Genomic DNA, 1,107 nt, shown 5'->3' with positions numbered 1-1,107 from the left:
TCCCGCGCCCCCCAGGTGCCCGCGTCGAGCGCAGCCGCATGCGGCACCCCCGCCGCCACGAGCCGCTGCGCCTCCCGCGCGGCGAGACCGTGGCTCATCGTCCCGCCGGCATCGGTTCCGAGCCGGATCGGCACCCCCGCGTCGTATGCCGCGACGATCGTCTGATCGCGCCGCTCGTAGATGTCGATCATCCGCCGGTGGTAGTCGGGGAACTTCTCCCGCGCCGGCTCGGCGATCGCGGGGAAGTTGTCGATATTGATCAGCGTGGGGACGATCGAAATCCCTTGGGCCGCAAAGGACTCGATGGTCTCCGGCTCCAGCCCGCTCGCGTGCTCCACGCAGTCGATGCCGATCGCAGCGAGGTCATGGAGGACATCCGGGCCGAAGCAGTGCGCCGTCATCCGCGCACCTTCCTCGTGCGCCACGGCCAGGGCAGCGGCCACTGCCTCCCGGGGCCAGCACGGCGTCAGATCCCCGGTGTCGCGATCGATCCAGTCGCCGACGATCTTGACCCAACCGTCCCCGCGACGGGCCTGCTCGCGGACGGCGTCGGCCAGTTGGTCGGGCTCGACCTCGTTGGCGTAGTTGCGGATGTAACGCCGGGTCCGGGCGATATGCCGGCCGGCGCGGATGAGCTTGGGGAGGTCCTCCCGGTCGTCGATCCACCGGGTGTCGGCCGGCGACCCGGCGTCGCGGATCAACAGCGTCCCGTGGTCTCGGTCCCTGGTGATCTGCGCCTCGGCCGTCTCCGCGTCGACGGCCCCGTTCGTGTCGAGACCGACGTGGCAGTGCGCGTCCACCAGTCCCGGCAGGACCCAGCCGTCGATGCGCCCGGCCGGTTCCGCCGCCGGCGCCGTGAAGCTGATCCGCCCGTCGATGACCCAGATCTCGTCCCGTATCTCGTCCGGCCCGACGAGGACCGGTCCGCTCAGGTGCAGCGCTGTTCCCATGACGCAGAGCCTAGAGCGGCCCGTCACCCGGGCGGATCTCAGGGCGCGGCATCCAGGGCCAGTCGCCGCTCTTGCGCCTGGCTGACGGCCCGGCGGTAGTGCCCGACCAGCTCATCCGTCAGGGCCGGCCAGGTCCGGGCGGCAACCGCCTCACTCG

The 1,107-nt window shown here is 71.5% G+C and carries 1 protein-coding gene; it reads right to left on the bottom strand.

Going from position 1 to position 1,107, the window contains the following annotated elements; genetic code table 11:
• Nucleotides 1-950: amidohydrolase family protein (locus tag BN11_RS17985; RefSeq protein WP_048699664.1), on the bottom strand; the 950-nt coding region annotated here is incomplete at its 3' end.
• Nucleotides 951-1,107 lie beyond the last annotated feature (157 nt).

The organism is Nostocoides australiense Ben110 (assembly GCF_001050535.1).
GTDB lineage: Bacteria > Actinomycetota > Actinomycetes > Actinomycetales > Dermatophilaceae > Nostocoides_A > Nostocoides_A australiense.
Note: the sequence above shows the minus strand (reverse complement) of the source record. Positions and strands in the feature narration are given on the sequence as shown.